Genomic DNA, 21,234 nt, shown 5'->3' with positions numbered 1-21,234 from the left:
AGTGACTTTTTGGTACTATTAAAAAGAATTAGTTGATAATTAATTAAAGAGAGCTAGTTTCCAGACTAGTTTAGAAAACTAATAAGCAGTAAATTAAAATGCATAGTGAAAGGATGAAAAAAATGATCAAAATAGTAGTAGCAGGATTTAAAGGTAAAATGGGTTCAACTGCAACAAAAATGGTTTTAAACAATGAAGAATTCACTTTAGTAGGAGTTTTAGATCCAATAGTAAAGCAAAAAAACTTGAAAGATATTCCTGAATTCTCTTTTGCTAATGTTCCGATTTTTAACGACAAAGAAACGATGGTTCAGACGGTTAAAGCAGACGTTTGGATTGACTTCACAATTCCAGACGTAGCATATGAAAATATGAGGTTTGCATTGGAAAATGGTATACGTCCAGTAGTAGGAACAACAGGCTTTTCAGAAAGTGATGTCAAAGAATTGACAGAATTATCCGTATCTAATAAAGTTGGTGGATTAATTGCACCTAACTTTGCGATTGGAGCAGTATTAATGATGCAATTTTCTGCTAAAGCCGCAAAATATTTTCCGGATGTAGAAATCATTGAGTTGCACCATGATAATAAATTAGATGCACCAAGCGGTACTGCAATTAAAACTGCTGAAATGATTTTCGAAGAAAGAGGTGAGCATAGTCAAGGTCACCCTGATGAAAAAGAAAGTTTAATTGGTGCTCGCGGAGCAGATTATAAAGGGATGAAAATTCATAGTATCCGACTTCCTGGATTAGTGGCTCATCAACAAGTTCAATTTGGAAGTATTGGAGAAGGTCTTACGATACGACACGATTCTTATGACCGTTCTTCCTTTATGACAGGAGTAACTTTAGGCTGCAAAAAAGTGATGGATTTGGAAAAAGTTGTTTATGGATTGGAAAATATTTTATGATTAATGAAAGTCCTCTTTTCACTAAGTCATTACCCGTTATTAAAGAGATACAAAAGGCAGGCTATGAGGCTTACTTTGTTGGTGGTTGTGTACGCGATGCGTTACTAAACAAAGAAATTAATGATGTTGACATAGCAACAAGCGCTTTTCCAGCCGAAGTGAAAACCATTTTTCCCAAGACTATCGATATAGGTATTGAACATGGAACAGTAATGGTATTAAGAAATGATGAGACTTATGAGGTTACGACTTTTCGAACTGAATCAACTTATCAAGATTTCAGAAGGCCAGATCAAGTGACTTTTGTCCGTTCTCTTAAAGAAGATTTAAAACGACGTGATTTTACGGTTAATGCACTAGCCATGACCCAAGATGGAGAAATCATTGATTACTTTGATGGGCTTATCGACTTAGAAAATGGATTAATTAAGGCTGTTGGTTCTCCTGAAGAACGTTTTTTCGAAGACGCGCTTAGAATGATGAGAGGTGTACGTTTTGTTAGTCAACTAGACTTTAAAATTGATTCTAATACAAAAAAAGCTATCCATCTCTATCATCACTTGCTTGGAAAGATAGCTGTCGAAAGAATCCAAGTAGAATTTATAAAACTTCTACTTGGCCAAGGGCGTCAAAACGGAATGCGTCTATTTATTGAAACTAACCTATACCGTTATTGTCCTGGATTAGCAGACTATGAAAAAGAATTAATCTACTTCTCTACATTAGCTAACAATCAAAACAATAAGTTAGCGTCTTCTTTATCAGCTTGGACGTTGCTCTTATTTGCTTTAGATAAGCATGAAAATGAAGTTGAACCTTTTTTAAGAGCTTGGAAATGTTCTAAAAAAATGATAAAGCAAGTAAAGGTTGCTTTAAGAATATTAAGGATAAGAACCTCAAAACCTCTTAATAATCTTTTATTGTATCAAACCGGTTATGATATAACTCGAGAAGTAGAAGAACTACTAATTTTTATAGATAAAAAAATGGATTTAACTAACTTAGAACAATTAGCTAACCTCTTGCCTATAAAAAATAAAAAAGAAATAGCAGTTACTGGGTTCGATTTACTGCATTATTTTAATTTAAAGCCAGGTAAATGGTTAGGTGAGGCATTAGATGAAATTGAAATAGCGATTGTACTCAATAAAGTAGAGAATGAGAAAGAAGCTATTTTAAAATGGGCAACATTAAATGACATAGTAAAAAAATAAGTTGCCTCTGTAAATTATACTTATCTAGATGAGAACTCAATTCTTCCTAGATAAGTATTTTTTTAAATTTATACTCTGACTAAAAAAACTTTTTTAAAGCCATTTATAACGTTAGCAATTAAATAGCTAGATACATTGTGCGTCTTATCACAAAATAATTGTAGAAACGTTTTCTTTTCATGTAGTTTATGATAAAATGAAAGTGTTCAAAAAGTATTACTACAAACGAAGGAGAGATAACTATGAAAAAAGAAGTAACCGCGTTAAAGTTTTACTTACGTAATGGCGAGACATGGACAATTAAAAAAGAATATATTGGTGATTTATGGATTAAACAAATTAGTAAAAGTTTTGGACGTATTGGAGATGGTGAATTAGAAGAAATCTACCCTTGCGAATCTTTAAAAATCGAGATTCTTCCAGATGCTGATCAAGTAAACTCTGCAGATATTAACCTTGGTGGTTTAGAATTAGGAATGTTCGAAAGGATAACAAAGCAACCGGATATTGAAAAAATGGATATTCTGTATGCTGTTCCAAATGATAAATCAGCAGCTGAAATAAATGAAAAAGATAGAGTTTATTTCCCATATCAAGCAGGAGATGTTGATGGAAATGACAATGACTACCAAACTGGACTTATTTCTAAAGATGGCCATTTATTTGTGGTAATTGATCCTAATAAAACAGCAGAAGAAATATACTCTGGTAAATAAAAACACAAAAAACTACGACGTTTATGTCGTAGTTTTTTGTGTTTTTATTTGGTTCATAGTATGATAGACAAAGAGAATTATTATTAAGAAATCAGAATTAGGTGACTAAAAGTGAATGAAAAAGTTACATACGCAGTTGTAGATATTGAAACAACTGGGGGCAGCGTAGCAAATGGTGATCGAATCATTCAATTTGGCTGTGTATTGATAGAAGAAGACAAAATTGTACAGCAATTTGCGGTTGATGTTAATCCTTTGGTTAATATCCCTAAAAAAATAGAAAGATTAACCGGGATTACAAATCAATTAGTTGCAAATGCACCTTATTTTGAGGATGTAGCCCCAACTATTTTTAATTTGTTAGAAGACTGCATTTTTGTCGCGCATAATATTCAATTTGATTTTAAATTTTTAACTGAAGAGTTAAAGCGATGCGGCTTACCCTCACTGAGAAACAAAGGGATAGATACTGTAGAATTGGCGCAAATAATTTTACCAACCGAACCGAGTTTTCGTTTAAATGATTTAGCGATGGCCTTTGACTTTACCCATAAAAATCCTCATCAAGCAGACAGTGATGCTTATGTTACAGCGGAATTATTTTTATTAATGAAAAAAAAATTAAAAAAAATGCCATTAGTCACTTTAGAACAATTAGTAGGATTAGCTGAAAATTGTACAATGAATACAGATATGCTATTTAAAGATACATTAAAAGAACTACAAAACGAACTTCCTTTATTACCTGACGAATTAGTAGTTAAAGATGGATTAGCCTTACGTAAAAAGCAGGTAGTAGTAGAGCATAACTCTCATCGTATTCAATCACCTTATCCAGCAAATACTGAAGATAAAGAGATTCTATTTCGTGACCAATTAACGACTCGTTTTCTACAAAATAAGTTAATGGATGAAATATACAATTATTTTAGCCACGATCCTTCAGAACATTTTGTCATTGAAGCAGCTACTGGAATAGGAAAGACTTTAGGTTATTTATTGCCTTTATCTTACTTAGCAACTCCTAGTGATCCAGTTATTATTAGTACCTATACGACGCTTTTACAAAAACAATTAGTAGAAAAAGATATAGAACAATTAAATTCAATTTTACCATTCACGGTTCAATCAGCTATCGCTAAAAGTAAACAACACTATCTACACTTGTCTAAGTTTCAAGAAGTTTTAAAAGAACCGCATGAAAATTTACCGGATACATTATTAAAGATGCGCATAGTAACGTGGTTAACAGAAACAGTTACAGGTGACATTGATGAATTAAACTTGACTAATTACACCCAGCCATTATGGGAAAAAATTCGTCACAGGGGATGGACTGATAATAGTTCAAAAGATCCTTTTTTTGATTATGATTTTTATCTACACGCAAAAAAACAAATAAAGCATGCCAGTATAATCGTTACGAACCATTCTTTTTTGTTTCATGATTTCAAGCGAGCTGAATCTGTTTTACCAACTTCTAAACGGATTGTGATAGATGAGGCCCATCACTTACCGGATGTAGCAACAGAGGTTTCTAGTGATAGCTTTTCGTATTATCATAATCAAAAACTGATTAAAAAAGTTGGGAAACTATCAGACGAGAAAAGCTTCTTAGCCCAATTAAATCAATTAAGCCAGAAATCAGAGACCATCAGTTCTTCGCAACTTATATTAATGGAAATGAGTGTGCTAACTTTAGAAGATGATCTATCTGATTTTTTTGAAGCAGTACTTTTATACTCACAGCAAGAACTGATGTCTACAGAAAATGTTACAAATCAAGTCGATTTACAATTTAACAAAACAGATAATTGGACACTTGAATTAAAAAAAATGACAAAAAAAATTAGTACCGTCCTAACTGATTTAGTTTTTTTTGGAAAAGAAATCTTCAAAAAAACGTCTTCGCAAAGAGATAAATTTACCCATTTAGAGAGGCATCTAGTAGATGATTTTTTTGACTTAATAACTGTATTAGAAGAACAAACAGATATTTTCATACGCATATTTCAAAAAACGAAACAAGACGAATTAACTTGGTTTTCTTTTAACCAAAAAAATCCGAAAAATAGTTTTGTAATTAAACAAACCGTTATAGACAGTCGTTCTTTTATAAAAAAGTATTTAGTAGAAAAAAAGCAGGACATTCTCTATATAGGTGCAACATTATCTATAGATTCTGATTTCACATACTTTGAAAACCAATTAGGTGAATCTAATCTACGCAAATTATCTATCTCTACTCCCTATGATTATGCGAATCAAGCAAGACTTTGGATTCCAAAAGAAGTACAACCCATAAAACAGCTATCAAAATCACAATACGTAAAAATGATTGTGGATTACTTGGAGTTACTAGCTTTAACAACAAATGAAAATATGCTTGTATTATTCACGTCAAATGAAACTTTACAAGATGTGTATGAATTGCTTCAGCAACGACCATCACTTGTTGGAAGAGAGTTATTAGCACAAGGTCTTTCAGGTAGTCGAGACCGTATGTTGAAAAGATTTTTTAATTCTACAGGTGGTCTTTTACTAGGTGCAGATAGTTTCTGGGAAGGCATTGATTTACCTGGAAAGTCATTAAAAATAATAGTCGTCACTCGCTTACCGTTTGAACCTCCTGAACGTCCGATTGTTAAAGCAAGATATCAGTGGTTAGAAGAACAAGGATTTAACCCTTTTGTTGTGGATGCTCTTCCTAAAGCAATTCTTCGAATGAAGCAAGGATTAGGTAGATTGATTCGTTCAGAAAATGATAAAGGAATTATGATTGTCCTAGATGATCGCTTAGTTAAAGCAGCATATGGCAAAAAAATAGTGAATTCGTTACCAAAGTTCCTACTAAAAGAAGTTGTTTCTAAAGAGGATTTAAAGAAAAAACTAGCTCAATTCCTAAATGAAAGCTAAATGAGTTGACTAATAAGAAAAATTAAAGTGGGGATAAGATGAAAAAAAAGATAATCACTTTCTTAACAATTGTAATGGGAATCATTATTATTTTTTCTGCTTTCATCTATATGAAAAGTAGACAACCCTTGTTACAAGCTAAAGAAGAAACAACAAAAATTGCTCTTGAAAATAGTGAACTAGTGAAAGTAGATAAGTTTTTTTGGTACAATAATAAACAAACTTATTTTGCAGTCTCTGGAGTAAATAAAAAAGAAGAATCAATGATAGTAATCGTTGAACAAGAAGGCGGGAATGTCCTCGTTTTAAATCCAGGTGAATTTATTAGCGAAAATGAAGCAAAAAAAATTGCTTATACAAAAATGAAACCCAAACAATTATTGGAAGCTAGAATTGGAGTGGATAAAGGCCAGCCTGTTTGGGAAATTGCTTATGAACAAGAAAACGGAAAATTAGGTTATTATATTGTAACAGCTAGAGAAGGTAATTGGGTTAAAGATATCAAAAATATCTAAAAATAAGGAATTAAGTGAAAGAAATAAAGAAATTTATTAATTTTTAATGCTAAGTAGCGTTAATTTAGTTATACTTAAGAAGTATGAAAAACATTTAAAGAAATGAAGCTAATTTATATAAATTCAAAGGGGTTTGGGACTGTGAAAAAAATTTCAATTATAGATTCTAAAGATTACGTAGGAAAAGAAGTTACTATAGGAGCTTGGGTTGCGAATAAACGCTCTAGTGGAAAGATTGCTTTCTTGCAATTGCGTGATGGTTCAGCTTTTTTCCAAGGAATTGTAGTAAAAAGTGAAGTTGGGGAAGAAATTTTTCAACTAGCTAAAGGATTGAATCAAGAAACATCTATTTTACTTACAGGTACTATTCAAGAAGACAGTCGTTCAAAATTCGGTTATGAAATTGTTGTGCATAACATTGAAGTTATTGGCGAAAGCCAAGACTACCCTATCACACCAAAAGAGCACGGGACTGAATTTCTGATGGATAACCGTCACCTATGGCTGCGCTCAACAAGACAGCATGCCATTATGCAAATCCGTAATGAAATTATTTTAGCAACGTATAAATTCTTTAATAAAGAAGGGTTTATTAAAATTGATCCTCCAATTTTAACAGCTAATGCAGCTGAGGATTCAACCGAGTTGTTCCATACACAATATTTTGACGAAGAAGCTTATTTGTCCCAAAGTGGTCAATTATACATGGAAGCAGCAGCAATGGCTTTTGGAAAAGTTTTTTCATTTGGACCAACATTCCGTGCAGAAAAATCTAAAACACGTCGTCATTTAATTGAATTCTGGATGATGGAGCCAGAAATGGCATTTATGGATCATGAACAAAGCTTAGAAGTTCAAGAACAATATATTGCCTATATCATTCAAAGTGTATTAGATAATTGTGATCATTCGCTATCTGTATTAGGACGCGATAGACAAGTTTTAGAAAATTATACAAAATTACCTTTCCCAAGAATTTCTTACGATGATGCGATTGTATTATTAAACGAGAATGGCTTTGACGAAATTAAATGGGGCGATGATTTTGGTTCACCTCATGAAACGTTTATCGCTAAACAATTTGATAAGCCCGTTTTCATTTTGAACTACCCTAAAGCGATTAAGGCTTTTTATATGAAACCTCATCCAGACCGCGATGATGTGGTGTTGTGTGCTGATTTAATTGCACCTGAGGGTTATGGGGAGATTATTGGAGGAAGTGAGCGTGAAGTTGATTTTGAAGCGTTGACTGATCGCATTAAAGAATTTGGTTTAACTCAAGAAGATTATGCTTGGTATTTAGATTTACGTAAATATGGTTCTGTTCCACATTCAGGTTTTGGATTGGGATTAGAAAGAGCTGTAACTTGGATTTGTGGAACTGAACATATCCGTGAATCTATTCCATTCCCACGTCTATTAAATCGTATTTATCCATAAAACTAAAAAAAGTAAAGACAGTAACTTAAGTTCTCTTAGGTTGCTGTCTTTTATAAAATATAGAATGATGTAGTGTAGGAAATTAGGCAAGAACGTAATAAGAGTGGGAGTGAAAAACAAAATGGATAATCAACTTTTAAAAGAATGGTTGGTAGCTGGTAATACGACAATCTCAAATATTCTTTTAAAAAGGTATAGAGATATTGGTTTGACAAATGAGCAGCTAGTTTTAATACTGCAATTAAAATCATTTTTAGATAGTGGAATACTGTTTCCGGATACAGAAGAGATTGCAAAACGTATGGGGATTTCATCTGCGGATGTTTTTCAAGGTATACATGATTTAATTCAAAAAAATGTATTATCTATTGATACTGAAAAAAATTCAGAAGGAAAAACGAATGATCAATATAATCTATCGTTACTTTGGGATAAGTTATCTTTATTATTAGTGCAAACTAAACAGACTGTTCAATATGAAGAAAAACAGATTGATGAAAAAGATTTATTCCAACGTTTTGAATCTGAATTTGGACGATCTTTATCTCCAATAGAAATTCAAACTATCGGAATGTGGTTAGATGATGATAAATACTCTACGGAATTAATCGAAATGGCTTTAAGAGAAGCTGTTTTGAGTCAAGTCTATAATTTAAAATACGTTGACCGAATATTGTTGAATTGGGAACGGAAAAATATTCGTTCTAAAGCACAAGTGGAAAAAGAAGCTCAAAATCGCAGGCAATCTAGTAAATCAGAAACAAAAAAAATAACGGATAAAAAGCCGATAAAACAAGTTCCTCTTCACAATTGGTTAAATGATTCGAACTGATAAAAGAGGAGGTTTTAAGTTGCTTAGCAAAAAGAAAACAATTGAATGTATTGAAGCAATGGGTGAGTTATTTCCGCAAGCAGAGTGCGAACTAATCCATCGAAATGCTTTTGAATTATTAATATCTGTTATGTTAAGTGCTCAGACAACAGATATTTCAGTTAATAAAATCACACCAAACTTATTTGAGAGGTATCCAACACCAGAAGATTTTGTAAAAGCACCTGTCGAGGATATTATGGATAGGATTAAAACGATTGGTCTATATCGAAACAAATCAAAGTTTATTAAAGCTTGTTGCCTGAAATTAGTTGAAGATTTTAATGGTCAAGTTCCGCATACGAGAAAAGAATTAGAATCACTTGCTGGGATTGGTAGGAAATCTGCCAATGTTGTTCTAAGTGTTTCTTTTGGCATTCCAGCTATAGCTGTAGATACACACGTGGAACGAGTAAGTAAGCGATTAGGCATTTGTTCTGCACAGGCTTCTGTTCGAGAGGTAGAAGAGGTACTAATGAAAAAGTTACCCCCAGAGATGTGGAGCGTTGCTCATCACCGTCTCATATTTTTTGGTCGCTACCAATGTACAGCTAGAAATCATGATCACTCAATATGTCTAGATTTATTGGGAATAAAATAAAAGACAGACTAAACCTTCATTTAATGAAAGAGTTTAGTCTGTCTTTTTAAATTGAATTATTATTCTGGTTTAATACTAGCTGGATTTTCTTCATCAGGTTTCTCTACTGGTTTTACAGAAGAGCTTGTAGCTGCAGTACTTTCAGTACTTTCACTACTTTCAATCTCAGATTCAACTTTGCTTTCTGAATCACTTTCAGAACTACTTTCTAATACAGAACTTTCTTCTGAACTTTTTTCTGAGCTTTCTTCAATACTGCTACTATCTTCGATGCTGCTATCTTTTTCTTCCTCTTTTGGAGGAATAGTGATAGAAGTCGTTGCTTTAGGACTAGTTTGATCTTTAACTTTAACTGATAACGTTATATCTGTCTTCCCTTCAGAAGGTTTTTGAACAACATAAGATAAGTCATTCGTTTCGAAAGTTTGGCCACCAACAGTTAAAAGATAACTAACAGAATCTTTTTTATCTGCAGGAGTATATTTGTTCCACTTAATAGTGATCTCATCTTTTTCCTCATCATAGTTTGCTGTTAAACCACTAGGAGCTTTTAATTTTTCACCAAAAGATGTTGAGACACTTGTCGGTTGTGTTCCTTTGATAAACAATTCTGTAACAATCTTATCAGAAGGAGTATTCGGTCCAGGAAGTTTAGCAGGATTCGAACCAGCTTCAACGGCAACTTCTACAACTGATGAAGGTTTTTTCCAATCCGTGTTTTCAACTGATTGAGATACATGCGACATCAAAGAACGATAAATTTTTCGTGGGAGTTGTTGAGAACTCGTACTCAAATAGTTTCCATCTTCGAATTTTTTATCATATCCTACCCAGACAGCAATAGAGTAGTTACTTGAATAGCCATTAAACCATGAGTCTGGAACGCCATCTTTAGGAATAGAGTATTTAACTTTTTCTTCATCTGTATAATTTGTTGTTCCTGTTTTCCCAGCTTGAGGAACTCCAGGTATTGGAACTAAATTTTGGTTTGAACCAGAGTTAATGGTATCTTTTAAAATATCCGTTATCATATAAGCAGTTGAATCTTTCATAGCTTGTTTAGATTCTGGAGTTAAATCAATTTCTTCGCCATTTTGAAGAGTAACTTTTGAAACAGTGTAAGGTTCAGTATATACACCACCATTTGAAAAAGCTGCATAGGCAGCAGAAAGCTCAATAGGAGTAATTTCTCCACCAATAGCATTTGATTCGACCAACCCTGCTTTATTATTCCAATTAGAAGGGTCAATACCTATATTTTTTAGGAAAGAAGTCGAATCAGCGTAACCAACTTCTTGAAGTGTTTTAGCTGCGGGTACGTTACGAGAATCGGTAATCGATTTGCGCATACTGATTGGACCTAAATATTTTCGATCATAGTTATAAAGCGAACCGCCACTTTTGTATTCGTATGGTTCATCGACTATTTGTTGATAAGTTGAGTATTCTAGATATTCAATAGCTGGACCATAAACAGAAAGTGGTTTTATAGCTGAACCAACACTTCGGTTCATCTCGGCAGCTCGATTAGTGCCCAGTTGTACTTCTTGATTTCTGCCGCCACCTATGGCTTTTAATTGACCTGTTTTGGCATCAACCATAGAAACAGCTGCTTGAAGATTCTGATCTGGGAAACTAACATATTCCTCAGAATTTAAAATATCAAACAATTTTTTTTGAGCATCCATATTTAGGTTCGTCTGAATAGTTAGACCAGCCGTATGAGGATTTAAATTCGTTTTTTCTTCTACTTCATTGATAACTTCTTTTAAATAAGAATCAAAGACTAATTCATTGGATTGTTCCTCTGTTCGGTTAACAAGATTTTCTTCTACTGATATAGCTTTAGTTTTTTCCGCTTCATCAGCTGATAGTTTTTTATTTTCAACCATCATATCCAATACTAAGTCTCGACGTTTTTTAGCTTTGTCAGGATTAGTTTTAGGATTGTACGTATTAGGTGACTGTGGCAATCCAGCTAACATAGCAGCTTCTGGTAACGTGAGTTCATTGATCTCTTTTCCGTAATAATAATCACTAGCAGTGCTCATGCCGTAATTATTATCCGACATGTAAACTTTATTGATATAAAAAGTAAGGATTTGTTCTTTCGAATACTCACGTTCTAATTTCAAAGCTAACCAAGCTTCTTGAGCTTTCCTTTTTAAGGTCTGATCTGCTTCATCTGTAGAAAATACGGACAACTTAATTAACTGTTGTGTAATCGTACTACCACCTTGAGAAGCATAACCATCCGTTACATTGGCTAACGCAGCACCAGCGATTCGAATAGGATCAATACCGTTGTGTTTATAAAAACGTTGATCTTCTATAGAGACAATTGCATCTTTTAGTACTTGAGGAACTTGATCCTCGGTTGCAATTTCTCGCTTTTGTCCGCCAAGAGTGTATATTACTTCACCTTTATCATCTAAGATCTCAGATGAAATAGAACCAGTGATATCTTCTTCAGTTAGTTCAGGTGCTGAACTAACATAATAGACAAATAATCCCGCACCTCCTAAAATAATAGCCGCTAGGAGTGCAAAAAGAACCATTGCGACTTTTTTTAAAACGGGTTTAGACGTTGTTTTTTTCTTTTTTGTTGATTTTGTACGTTTGTTTTGATCTGCTTTTTTTTTAGATACACGAGACATAGTTTCTTTTTTTTCTGACATGTTTTTTTCTACTCCTTAAAATTCTATAAGATAGGAAAGTATTTTTCTTTTCCTTTTTTGCCTTAATGCTTTAAGCATTGTTTGCAATAAGTTGATCAACAACTGATAAATAGGGAATTCTTGGCGATAATCCATAATACAACTCATAACCATTTTTTTCAAGGTCTTTTAGAAGAATGGATTTCCGACCATTATTTTCTTGTTTTTCCCAGTATTCAATTAAATAAGAGGCCTCTAAAAGAAAGAGTCTGTTGGTAGTAGAAAAGCGTAAAATAACGAAACAAATTGCTGATTGTTTTAGGCAGTCTTGCATGTGTGTAATTTGGTGTTGATGAAAATTTTTCAAAGGAAACGATAATTTATTTTTTGTTTCTTTAGCCTCAAAATCTAAATAAAAACCGTTGTAAACACCATTATAGTCCGTCGTAGAAGCTTGGCGAAAATAGGCTTCCTTTATAACTGCTGCGCTCCTTTTTGGATAATCAACTTTAACAATTTGGACAGGAGTTGGTTTTTTATGAATAACAGCCTTTTTGAAAGCAAGGTAATACGCATTACTTTCATTTAGCTCTTCTTCTAGTGTCATACCTCTTTTACTAAAGGAAGTCTCTTTTTTTTTCATTTGCTTTTTGCCATTTTTTTCGGCATCATGAAAGTAACTCATGCCATTAGGGTATCTTATAACCAATTGCATCACGCTCCTGTGATTCATTATATCAAATACTTTGCTTGAAAGAAAAGGAGAATGAGAATACGTGGCAACAAATTTATTAATTAGCGGCTATCGGTCATTCGAATTAGGTATATTTAAAGACGATGACCCAAAAATTGCAATCATAAAGAAATGTTTGAAAGAAGAAATTAAATCCTACATTGAAGAGGGAGTTAAATGGATTTTAACTACTGGACAATTTGGAGTTGAGCAGTGGGCCATTGAGGTAGTTGAAGAATTAAAAGCAGATTACCCTGAAGTTAAACAGGGAATTATTTTCCCTTTTCTTGAATTTGGCTCTAATTGGAATGAAAACAATCAAATGAAATTAGCACAATTAAAGAAAACAGTAGACTTTGTAGATTCTGTTTCTCATCAACCATACAAAGATCCATCTCAATTAAAAAATCACCAGGTATTTATGCTTGATAAAACACAAGCCGCGTTATTAGTATACGATCCAGAAAATGAAGGGAAAACAAAATGGCTTCATAAAGCCATTTTAAAAAAACAAGATGACGGAAATTATGATTGTCGCTTAATCGATTTTGATCAATTACAAAACACAACTATAGATGAATGACTGTGAAGGAACAAATTATATGACTTTTAGGCAGGATAATGTAAATTAAATAAAATTTTGTTTATATTTTTATATTTCTTTGCTATAATAGCGTTAAGCGATTAATGCCGTATTATCAATGAGAGATAAAAAGAGGTGTAGTCATGGCAGATAGAATACTAACAACAAAAGACATTTTACAAAAAGAGTTTAAAACAAGCATGCGAGGATATAACCCTACGGAAGTAGATGAATACTTAGACGATGTAATTCGCGATTATGAATTATATAATAAAGAACTAACGCAGCTAAAAGCTGAAAATGAGCGATTGTTAAGTAAAGTAGATGAATTAACAAAACAAGCTACTTTAACAAAACCAACTTATTCAGCACAACCAAGTAGTACCGTTACAAATTTTGACATTTTAAAGCGTTTATCTAATTTAGAACGACATGTTTTCGGCTCAAAACTAGATGAAAACGAAGAAAATTAACAAAAAAAGTTACTCTATATTTGTAAATTTCGGGTAATTGCAGTCTAGCTTGACTAGGCTGAGGAAAGTCCATGCTCGCACAAGCTGCGACGCTTGTAGTGTTCGTGCTTAGCGAAAAAATAAGCTAAGGCCATTATCCTTGGATAATGTGACGGCAGAAAAAAAGTCTAAGGTTTTTTTAAAACTATGACTGAGTATTCTTGAAAGTGCCACAGTGACGAAGCAATGTTGGAAACGGCATTGGTGGAACGCGGTAAACCCCTCGAGCGAGCAACCCAAACTTTGGTAGGGGCACTTTTCCTAGGGAATTGAACCGATGGAAGAGGCAGTAATTGCAGACAGATAATTACCTCCGGATAAAATGACCTGACAGATTATCTGAGACAGAACATGGCTTACAGAAATTTACAAATTCAGGTATAAAACCCTCCTTTTCGGAGGGTTTTATATTTATTGTTACTAATTAATTTTAATTAAGTCTAAAAAATAAAAACAAGCAAAATAGAATTGGAGCAAAATAAAATGAAGCAATTTAAACTTGTTGCAACTGCCGCTAGTGGTATAGAGGCGTTAGTTGGAAAAGAACTACGCACTATGGGGTATGAGTGTGAAGTAGAAAACGGAAAAGTTTTCTTTACTGGTACGCAAGAAGATATCGCCAAAACAAATGTATGGTTAAGAACAGCAGATAGAGTTAAAATAATCGTCGGGGAATTTGATGCGATTGAGTTCGACGAATTATTTGAAAAAACGAAGGCATTACCTTGGGAAGACTTACTTCCAATGGATGCTAATTTCCCAGTTGCAGGTAAATCAATAAAATCTACTTTGTATAGCGTTTCTGATTGTCAGGCATTAGTAAAAAAAGCGATTGTTGATCGTCTAAGTGCTGTTTATCATCGTAAGACAAGACTACCTGAAACTGGTGCTTTGTATCAGCTTGAAGTTGCTCTATTAAAAGATAAAGTTACTTTAACATTGGATACAACTGGGTCAAGTTTGTTCAAGCGCGGTTACCGAATTGCTAAAGGTGGAGCACCTTTAAAAGAAAATATGGCTGCTGCTTTAGTTTCTTTGACAACTTGGCGCAAAGACCGTCCATTTTATGATCCAGTATGTGGTTCTGGAACTATTCCTATTGAAGCAGCATTAATTGGTCGAAATATCGCACCAGGAATAAGTAGAGGATTCGCGTTTGAAAACTGGGAATGGTTTGATAAGCAAATTATCGATACTGTACGTGCTGATGCAAAATCGGCAATTGATCACGATGTTGTGTTAGATATTATGGGATCAGATATTGATGCTAAAATGATTGAAATTGCGAAACAAAATGCTATTGAAGCTGGCGTCGGAGATAGTATTGTTTTCAAACAAATGCAATTAAAAGATTTTACAACAGAAAAAGAATATGGTGTGATCTTAGCTAATCCTCCGTATGGTGAACGATTGGGTGAAGAGGAAGAAATACAAGCTCTTTATAAACAGATGGGGCAGACATATCGACCGTTGAAAACATGGAGTAAGTATATTATAACAAGTGATTTAACTTTTGAATCTTTCTACGGAGAGCGAGCAACTAAAAAACGTAAACTTTATAATGGTGCTTTAAGAACCGATTTATTCCAATATTGGGGAACACGTCCACCACGCACACCACGTAATTAAAAAGCTAGTAAACAAATGAAAAAGATTAGTAAAAACTAATCTTTTTCGTTTGTTTTAGTTAATAAATTGTATTTTAATTTTTTAGCTAAAGCTTTTCGAGCAAAATGGTCAGCTTCTTTATTTTGTGATTTTGGAATCCATTGAATACTATAAGATGGGAAAATCTGTAGTCGTTCATTAATAAACGATAAATATAGATCGAAATATGAGTTTTTTACATAGTTGCGTTCAATAGCAGAAACGACAATCTTACTATCTGAGTAAATAATTAATTCCTGATGTATTAATTGATTGTCAACCATATAATTTAAACCAGATAAAACAGCTTCAAATTCTGCCTGGTGGTTGCTTAGTTCCTCTTCAAGAGGAAGGGATAGCTGAATATGTATTCCGTCTCCAATAATAATGACACCAACTCCACTTGGACCAGGATTGGATTTAGTTGATGCATCTGTGTACATTCTGAGCATATTTATTGTCCTTTCCGCTTATTAATTGTTTTTTTTTTAGCATATGCTATGATATATTCAAAATAACCCTAATGAGATTGAGGATGAAAAATGAATAAAATAACTACTGCATCAAAGGTTCGGCTTTCTTTAGAACCAGCCTTTCAACTAATTTATTGGTCTATTTGTTGGCTAGCTTTATTTTTAGGCTTGATTCTTATTTTAGAAAAACAACAGTCTATTCATATTATTATTAGTATAAGTTTATTTATTGTATTGGTTTATTTTGGATTAGGGTCTACTGCAACTATTTCAGAAGGAGAATTGACTATTCGTTATTTTAGAGGTTTAAAAAGAAAGAGCTATCCATTATCCTTATTCTCTAAACTTTCTTTTCCAGGATATCGTCTCATCAAACTTGAAAGAGGAAACACAGGTAAACCATTAATTCTTTATGCAAATAAAAGAAATAAAAAAGTCTTCTCATTATTGATTCAACAGCAATTTCCAGAAAGAGATGAAGTAGCTTTTATTAAAAAAAACGATATCTCGTAGAGGATATCGTTTTTTTTAATGATGAAATTTAGTTAAAAAGATTCATCAACAATAACACCGGTTGCTTGTGGACCTCTAGTACCTTCAACAATTCTAAATAAAACATGTTGACCTTCTGATAATGTTTTAAAGTTTTCTCCTTCGATTCCGGTAAAGTGGACGAAAACATCATTTTGATCATTATACTCTATAAAGCCATAACCTTTTTCATTACTAAACCATTTAACAATTCCTTTTTCCATCTGTTAGTCCCCCTTAATAAATTTTTCAACAAAATTTAGCCAACTTATGCGTAAAAGTAAAGAGGATACAAGAAGTAATGGCCTAATACCATTATAAGAATGATAAGCGCTTTCGTCAACAATTGTTCATTTTATATTCTTTATACAATAAGCTTGAGTAAGCTATAAAACTCATAGTTTTTTTTGTAAACTTCTGTATAATTAAAGATGAGATATACGAACGACCTAATTTACTTAAGTAATAGAATTTTTATGAGGTCATACTATTAGCTGAGACACAGTGTATAACAAGGAGATGAGAAGCTAATTCGCTCATCTTTTTACTTTATCTAGTTTGTTGAGCAAGTTAGATAAAGTAACGTTGACTTATAAGGAGTGAAAATAACCGGTGGAAACTATTTTAACTCAACAATTAATGAAATTAGCAAAAGAGCGCAATAAAGAATTCCCTGTAGAAGGTTTTCTATGGGGTACTGGACCAATTCATCCAAGATTCATGTTAGTTGGTGAGGCACCAGGGGAGGTAGAGTCACTTAACGGTATTCCTTTCACTGGTCGTTCTGGTAAGGAGTTAATGAAATTTTTTGATTTTTTAGAAGTTACTCGAGAAGAAATCTTCATAACGAGTGCGTTTAGAAGTCGTCCTTTTTTGGAAAAAGAAAAAATAGAGAAAAAAACGGGTAAAAAAATAATGCGTAAGTATAATCGAGCTCCAACGAAAAAAGAAATTATCGCTCATGCTCCTCTACTGGATTTTGAAATAACGACGATTGATCCACCTATCATTTTAACGATGGGCAATATCGGTTTACAGAGATTAATTGGGGCTAAAGCTAAAATTATGAACGTGCATGGACAATTGTATGAAGGTCCTATACTAGAATTATCTTCAAAAGAAGCGACTGAATTTACTTGGTCAAAAGAAGATTATCGCATATTTCCTACGTTTCATCCGGCTTCTATCTTTTATAACCGAAAACTACTTGAGTTAATTTATGAAGATTTGGCTTTATTTAAGGAATACATTTAAAAGAATATGAAGTCTAAGTCGATTTTGTGTTAAAATGAGACAGATTAAAAAAATGCGTGCTTACTATGGGAAAGTGGAGATTGAATATGAAAGAAATGAAAGTCATTAATTTAACAAAAACATATGGAGAAAAAGTATTATTTGACGATATTAGTTTTTCAATTCGTACTGGAGAACGAGTTGGCTTAATTGGCGTGAATGGCACAGGAAAAAGCAACTTACTAAATGTTATTACTGGTAAAGATAGTGGAGAAAAAGGTGAAATTTCAACACCAAAAGGTTATACAATGGGCTATTTATTGCAAGAACAAGAATTCAATGAAGAGTTGACAGTTTTTGATACTATATTTGAAGGAGATACACCCATTCTTGTAGCTCTAAGAAATTATGAAAAGGCTTTGGAGAATTTAATTTTAGACGCAATGAATGAAAAATATCAAAACGCTTATTCAAAAGCAGAGCAAGCAATGAATGATCACGATGCTTGGTTAGCTGAAACAAATGCAAAAACGATCTTAAGTAAATTAGGAGTCATTGATTTAGAACAACGAATTGCAACATTATCTGGTGGACAAAGAAAACGAGTTGGTCTAGCCCAAGTTTTGATACAAGAGCCAGATTTGCTCGTATTAGATGAACCTACAAACCACCTAGACTTTAAAACAATTACTTGGTTAGAAAATTATTTGAGCACGTATCGTGGCGCATTTCTATTAGTGACACATGACCGCTATTTCCTAGATAGAATAGCAAATCGAATGATTGAGTTATCACATGGAAAAGCGATTATGTACTCAGGGAACTATGAAAGTTATATTGTAGCTAGAGCCGAAAGGCAAGAAGCTTCTATTCGTGCAGATCATAAGAGAAAACAACTTTATACAAAAGAATTAGCATGGATGAGAACTGGAGCAAAAGCTCGTTCTACTAAACAACAAGCTCGAATTAATCGTTTTTCTGATTTAGAAGAGAATCTTCATCAATCAAATGTTGACGATTCAGTTGAAATGAATTTGGAAGGATCACGTATTGGGAAACGAGTCTTTGATTTAAGAGATGCTTCCTTAACCTTCGTAGGTCACCCTATTATTGAAAACTTTAATTTGTTAATTCAAGCAAAAGATAGAATCGGTATCAGTGGGAAAAATGGTGCAGGAAAATCAACCTTGTTAAATGTTCTTGCAGGACGAATCACTTTAGATTCAGGAGAACTTGTCGTTGGAGAAACAGTTAAAATTGCTTATTATACTCAGATGACTGAAGAAATGGATCCTAAAAAACGAGTTATTTCATTTTTACAAGAAGTAGGAGAAGAAGTAGAAACAACAAATGGCGAACGCATTAGTGTGACTAACTTACTAGAGCAATTTTTATTTGAAAAATCCAGTCATGGTACGCTAATTGGGAAATTATCTGGTGGAGAAAAAAGAAGGTTGTATTTGCTTAAACTATTAATGCAAAAACCCAATGTTTTGCTACTAGATGAACCAACAAACGATTTAGATATTGCTACTTTAACCGTTTTAGAAGATTATATTGAAACATTCCCAGGTGCGGTTATATCCGTCTCACATGACCGTTATTTCTTAGATAAAACAGCAGAGAAGTTATTAATTTTTGAAGGAGAAGGAAAAGTTATTCCTTACTTTGGAAACATTACTGATTATATTGCTGAAGAAGAAGAAGAGAAGATTGACTATCAAGATAAGAAGACTTCTGATAAAACCTTTGTTAAAGAATCAACATCTTCTGAAATTTCAGTAAATAATGAGGATAGTAAAGAGAAATTAAGTTATTTAGAGCGCAAAGAATGGGATACCATTGAACAAGAATTAGTAGATTTAGATAATGAAATCTTACGTATCCAAACAGAAATGAGTGGAAACGGAAGCAATTTTGCTTTATTGCAAGAATTACAAGAAAAACTTTCTTCTCTTGAAAGTAAAGTCGAAGAAAAAATGACGAGATGGGAATACCTGAGTCAATTTGAAAACAACTAAAGCATCCAGGAGGAATAAATTTTGGAAACTGAGTATTTAAATTTAGGAGAAAATGTCATGATAAAAGGGACATTAAAGCAGGATAGGACAGGGACAGGGACAAAGAGCCTATTCGGCTATCAGATGCGATTTGATCTTCAAAAAGGTTTTCCTTTATTGACAACCAAGCGCTTGCCTTTTAGTTTAATAAAAAGTGAATTACTGTGGTTTATAAAAGGAGATACGAATATTAAGTATCTTTTGCAACATAATAATCATATTTGGGATGAGTGGGCCTTTGAGCGTTTTGTGAATAGTCCAGATTATACTGGTCCGAATATGAGTGATTTTGGACAAAGAGCGATTCAAGATACTGAATTTAACAAAGTTTACCAAACTGAGAAAAATATTTTTTGCCAACGCATACTGGAAGATGAAATCTTTGCTGAAAAGTATGGTGAATTAGGTAAGGTGTATGGCTCTCAATGGCGTAACTGGAAAACATCACAAGGAGAAACTATCGACCAATTAAAAGATGTTATTGATATGATTAAAACAAATCCAGATTCTAGAAGATTAATTGTAACAGCTTGGAATCCTGAGGATGTCCCTACAGTGGCTCTTCCTCCCTGTCACACTTTATTTCAATTTTATGTAGCAGATGGCAAGTTAAGTTGTCAGTTGTACCAAAGAAGTGCAGATGTTTTTTTAGGTGTACCTTTTAACATTGCGAGCTATGCACTATTGACTCATCTTATTGCTCATGAAACAGGATTAAAAGTAGGTGAATTCGTCCATACCATAGGTGATGCACATTTGTATTCAAATCATTTAGATCAAATGGCTGAACAATTAACGAGAGAACCGAAAGATTTTCCAAATTTACTATTAAATAAAGAAAAAACTAGTATTTTTAATTTCGAAATGGATGATATCCAAATAGAAAATTATAATCCACACCCGAGCATTAAAGCTCCGATTGCTGTTTAGAAAATAAAAAAGAAGGGGTGATCTAGATGATTGCATTTTTATGGGCTCAAGACGAGAATGGAATAATTGGAAACCAAGGTACGCTTCCTTGGAGTTTACCTAATGATTTAAACTATTTTAAAAAAATGACTCAAGAAAAAGCGGTAGTAATGGGAAGAAAAACATTTGAAGGCATGAATAAAAGACCATTACCTAATCGGATAAATATTATCCTAACAACCGATAAGAATTATCAAGCAGAAGGTGTGAAAATCATGCATACTATAGATGACGTGCTGACTTTCGCTAAGCATTATGAGAAGGATACTATCATCACTGGTGGGACTGCCGTTTTTAAATCATTTATGCCTTTTGCAGACATATTGTATAAAACCATTATACATGCTGAGTTTGAAGGAGACACCGTTATTCCTGATATTGATTGGGATGAATGGAAACTTGTTCAGAGTGAAGTTGGCTTAGTGGATGAACGCAATAAATACCCACATGATTTTGAAACGTACTGTAAAAAATAACAGTAAAAAAAGGCACTCTCAATTTGAGAAATGCCTTTTTTATTTAATCCTTTTTTATTAAAAATTTCGAAAAATCAAACATAAAAAAGAATAGAGAAATACATGAAAATTGTTCCAGCTAGTACAAAAAGATGCCAGACAACATGCATAAATTTAACATTTCTTAAGCTGTA

General features: G+C 33.2%; 20 protein-coding genes, 1 other RNA gene and 1 pseudogene. 17 read left to right on the top strand and 5 right to left on the bottom strand.

The genetic code is table 11. From position 1 onward, the window contains the following. Window positions 1–122: 122 nt before the first annotated feature. The 8 genes from dapB (at window position 123) to nth (ending at window position 9,187) form a co-directional block, all read left to right on the top strand. Complete coding sequence (dapB, locus tag WBF61_RS03655) at window positions 123–914, top strand: 4-hydroxy-tetrahydrodipicolinate reductase (protein ID WP_424254001.1); 792 nt, start codon at window positions 123–125, stop codon at window positions 912–914. Continuing rightward, window positions 911–2,128, top strand: coding sequence for a CCA tRNA nucleotidyltransferase (locus WBF61_RS03650; RefSeq protein ID WP_424253999.1), 1,218 nt, complete (start codon window positions 911–913; stop codon window positions 2,126–2,128). The genes dapB and WBF61_RS03650 overlap by 4 nt, the downstream gene beginning before the upstream one ends. A 242-nt stretch (window positions 2,129–2,370) precedes the next feature. Continuing rightward, window positions 2,371–2,844, top strand: coding sequence for a hypothetical protein (locus tag WBF61_RS03645; RefSeq protein ID WP_424253997.1), 474 nt, complete (start codon window positions 2,371–2,373; stop codon window positions 2,842–2,844). Between the two features lie 111 nt (window positions 2,845–2,955). Next, window positions 2,956–5,760, top strand: a complete 2,805-nt coding sequence (gene dinG / locus WBF61_RS03640) for an ATP-dependent DNA helicase DinG (RefSeq protein WP_424253995.1) — start codon at window positions 2,956–2,958, stop codon at window positions 5,758–5,760. Between the two features lie 38 nt (window positions 5,761–5,798). Further along, the gene (locus tag WBF61_RS03635; RefSeq protein WP_424253993.1) at window positions 5,799–6,275 is read left to right on the top strand and encodes a DUF5590 domain-containing protein; all 477 of its coding nucleotides are present in this window, start codon (window positions 5,799–5,801) and stop codon (window positions 6,273–6,275) included. A gap of 141 nt (window positions 6,276–6,416) precedes the next feature. After that, on the top strand, window positions 6,417–7,715 hold the full coding sequence (gene asnS / locus WBF61_RS03630; RefSeq protein ID WP_424253991.1) for an asparagine--tRNA ligase: 1,299 nt from the start codon (window positions 6,417–6,419) through the stop codon (window positions 7,713–7,715). A gap of 121 nt (window positions 7,716–7,836) precedes the next feature. Continuing rightward, window positions 7,837–8,547, top strand: a complete 711-nt coding sequence (locus WBF61_RS03625) for a DnaD domain protein (protein ID WP_424253989.1) — start codon at window positions 7,837–7,839, stop codon at window positions 8,545–8,547. 19 nt (window positions 8,548–8,566) lie between these two features. Then, a complete protein-coding gene (nth, locus tag WBF61_RS03620; protein ID WP_424253987.1) occupies window positions 8,567–9,187 on the top strand; it encodes an endonuclease III in 621 nt (206 codons plus the stop codon). A 59-nt stretch (window positions 9,188–9,246) separates the two neighbouring features. On the opposite strand, the gene WBF61_RS03615 is transcribed toward nth, so the two are convergent. Next, window positions 9,247–11,865, bottom strand: coding sequence for a PBP1A family penicillin-binding protein (locus WBF61_RS03615; RefSeq protein ID WP_424253985.1), 2,619 nt, complete (start codon window positions 11,863–11,865; stop codon window positions 9,247–9,249). A gap of 70 nt (window positions 11,866–11,935) precedes the next feature. After that, complete coding sequence (gene recU, locus WBF61_RS03610; RefSeq protein ID WP_424253983.1) at window positions 11,936–12,553, bottom strand: Holliday junction resolvase RecU; 618 nt, start codon at window positions 12,551–12,553, stop codon at window positions 11,936–11,938. Between the two features lie 67 nt (window positions 12,554–12,620). Between recU and WBF61_RS03605 the strand changes: the two genes are divergently transcribed. The 4 genes from WBF61_RS03605 to WBF61_RS03590 all read left to right on the top strand — a co-directional run bounded on the left by WBF61_RS03605 (window position 12,621) and on the right by WBF61_RS03590 (window position 15,301). Further along, the gene (locus WBF61_RS03605; RefSeq protein WP_424253982.1) at window positions 12,621–13,160 is read left to right on the top strand and encodes a DUF1273 domain-containing protein; all 540 of its coding nucleotides are present in this window, start codon (window positions 12,621–12,623) and stop codon (window positions 13,158–13,160) included. 143 nt (window positions 13,161–13,303) lie between these two features. After that, a complete protein-coding gene (gene gpsB / locus WBF61_RS03600; protein ID WP_424253981.1) occupies window positions 13,304–13,633 on the top strand; it encodes a cell division regulator GpsB in 330 nt (109 codons plus the stop codon). A 25-nt stretch (window positions 13,634–13,658) separates the two neighbouring features. After that, window positions 13,659–14,036: RNase P RNA component class B (gene rnpB, locus WBF61_RS03595), an RNA gene on the top strand. 119 nt (window positions 14,037–14,155) lie between these two features. After that, a complete protein-coding gene (locus WBF61_RS03590; protein WP_424253980.1) occupies window positions 14,156–15,301 on the top strand; it encodes a THUMP domain-containing class I SAM-dependent RNA methyltransferase in 1,146 nt (381 codons plus the stop codon). 35 nt (window positions 15,302–15,336) lie between these two features. Here WBF61_RS03590 and WBF61_RS03585 read toward each other — a convergent pair whose 3' ends face one another. Beyond that, window positions 15,337–15,771, bottom strand: a complete 435-nt coding sequence (locus tag WBF61_RS03585; RefSeq protein ID WP_424253978.1) for a ribonuclease HI family protein — start codon at window positions 15,769–15,771, stop codon at window positions 15,337–15,339. Between the two features lie 90 nt (window positions 15,772–15,861). Here WBF61_RS03585 and WBF61_RS03580 point away from each other — a divergent pair, with 90 nt between their 5' ends. Then, entirely contained in the window at window positions 15,862–16,305 is a 444-nt protein-coding gene (locus WBF61_RS03580; RefSeq protein ID WP_424253976.1) for an EbsA family protein, read from the top strand. 32 nt (window positions 16,306–16,337) lie between these two features. On the opposite strand, the gene WBF61_RS03575 is transcribed toward WBF61_RS03580, so the two are convergent. Then, the gene (locus tag WBF61_RS03575) at window positions 16,338–16,547 is read right to left on the bottom strand and encodes a cold-shock protein (RefSeq protein ID WP_424253974.1); all 210 of its coding nucleotides are present in this window, start codon (window positions 16,545–16,547) and stop codon (window positions 16,338–16,340) included. A 388-nt stretch (window positions 16,548–16,935) separates the two neighbouring features. Between WBF61_RS03575 and WBF61_RS03570 the strand changes: the two genes are divergently transcribed. The 4 genes from WBF61_RS03570 to WBF61_RS03555 all read left to right on the top strand — a co-directional run bounded on the left by WBF61_RS03570 (window position 16,936) and on the right by WBF61_RS03555 (window position 21,061). Beyond that, a complete protein-coding gene (locus WBF61_RS03570) occupies window positions 16,936–17,577 on the top strand; it encodes a uracil-DNA glycosylase (protein WP_424253972.1) in 642 nt (213 codons plus the stop codon). An 86-nt stretch (window positions 17,578–17,663) separates the two neighbouring features. Beyond that, entirely contained in the window at window positions 17,664–19,577 is a 1,914-nt protein-coding gene (locus tag WBF61_RS03565; RefSeq protein WP_424253970.1) for an ABC-F family ATP-binding cassette domain-containing protein, read from the top strand. 21 nt (window positions 19,578–19,598) lie between these two features. After that, entirely contained in the window at window positions 19,599–20,546 is a 948-nt protein-coding gene (locus WBF61_RS03560; RefSeq protein WP_424253969.1) for a thymidylate synthase, read from the top strand. Between the two features lie 26 nt (window positions 20,547–20,572). After that, on the top strand, window positions 20,573–21,061 hold the full coding sequence (locus WBF61_RS03555) for a dihydrofolate reductase (RefSeq protein WP_424253967.1): 489 nt from the start codon (window positions 20,573–20,575) through the stop codon (window positions 21,059–21,061). Between the two features lie 74 nt (window positions 21,062–21,135). Here the strand turns inward: WBF61_RS03555 and WBF61_RS03550 are convergent. Further along, window positions 21,136–21,234, bottom strand: a pseudogene (locus tag WBF61_RS03550) (PAQR family membrane homeostasis protein TrhA); the annotation flags it as partial.

Source organism: Carnobacterium sp. (genome assembly GCF_049673005.1).
Classification (GTDB): Bacteria; Bacillota; Bacilli; order Lactobacillales; family Carnobacteriaceae; genus Carnobacterium_A.
This window is presented reverse-complemented; position numbering and strand designations above follow the sequence as displayed.

Coding starts and splice junctions, on each gene's coding strand:
- WBF61_RS03575 (WP_424253974.1), bottom strand. CDS start 16,547: ATGGAAAAAGGAATTGTTAAATGGTTTAGTAATGAAAAAGGTTATGGC.
- WBF61_RS03585 (WP_424253978.1), bottom strand. CDS start 15,771: ATGCTCAGAATGTACACAGATGCATCAACTAAATCCAATCCTGGTCCA.
- WBF61_RS03625 (WP_424253989.1), top strand. CDS start 7,837: ATGGATAATCAACTTTTAAAAGAATGGTTGGTAGCTGGTAATACGACA.
- WBF61_RS03580 (WP_424253976.1), top strand. CDS start 15,862: ATGAATAAAATAACTACTGCATCAAAGGTTCGGCTTTCTTTAGAACCA.
- dapB (WP_424254001.1), top strand. CDS start 123: ATGATCAAAATAGTAGTAGCAGGATTTAAAGGTAAAATGGGTTCAACT.
- WBF61_RS03635 (WP_424253993.1), top strand. CDS start 5,799: ATGAAAAAAAAGATAATCACTTTCTTAACAATTGTAATGGGAATCATT.
- WBF61_RS03590 (WP_424253980.1), top strand. CDS start 14,156: ATGAAGCAATTTAAACTTGTTGCAACTGCCGCTAGTGGTATAGAGGCG.
- WBF61_RS03565 (WP_424253970.1), top strand. CDS start 17,664: ATGAAAGAAATGAAAGTCATTAATTTAACAAAAACATATGGAGAAAAA.
- gpsB (WP_424253981.1), top strand. CDS start 13,304: ATGGCAGATAGAATACTAACAACAAAAGACATTTTACAAAAAGAGTTT.
- WBF61_RS03650 (WP_424253999.1), top strand. CDS start 911: ATGATTAATGAAAGTCCTCTTTTCACTAAGTCATTACCCGTTATTAAA.
- WBF61_RS03645 (WP_424253997.1), top strand. CDS start 2,371: ATGAAAAAAGAAGTAACCGCGTTAAAGTTTTACTTACGTAATGGCGAG.
- WBF61_RS03615 (WP_424253985.1), bottom strand. CDS start 11,865: ATGTCAGAAAAAAAAGAAACTATGTCTCGTGTATCTAAAAAAAAAGCA.
- WBF61_RS03555 (WP_424253967.1), top strand. CDS start 20,573: ATGATTGCATTTTTATGGGCTCAAGACGAGAATGGAATAATTGGAAAC.